This window comes from Klebsiella sp. HN106, from assembly GCF_051209435.1.
GTDB lineage: Bacteria > Pseudomonadota > Gammaproteobacteria > Enterobacterales > Enterobacteriaceae > Klebsiella > Klebsiella oxytoca.
Map to the genome: position 1 here is coordinate 1 of NZ_JBLURD010000310.1, position 276 is coordinate 276.

Genomic DNA, 276 nt, shown 5'->3' on the forward strand with positions numbered 1-276 from the left:
TTTATCGTTAACCGACGGGAACGATATTTGTACGAATGTAAATAACTGCTTTTACAGCGCTTAACGCCCGCCTCGCTCAGCGTCAGCTCGCCGCCATACCCGACGAATCACACACCATGCCCCAGGCGCGGTTTTGCAATACCGTGCGGTAGCCGTCCCGGTCGACGAAAGTGACGCCATTGACCTCCCAGTAAGGGTTAAACGCCGTAACGCGCAGAAATCCGGCGGCGTCCATGGCTGCGCACTGTGCCTCCCATGCCGCCTGCTGCGGATAGT

At 57.6% G+C, this 276-nt stretch carries 1 pseudogene; it reads right to left on the minus strand.

What is annotated here, in order from left to right:
* Nucleotides 1-82: 82 nt before the first annotated feature.
* Nucleotides 83-276: pseudogene (locus ACSIPU_RS31330) on the minus strand (VOC family protein); the annotation flags it as partial.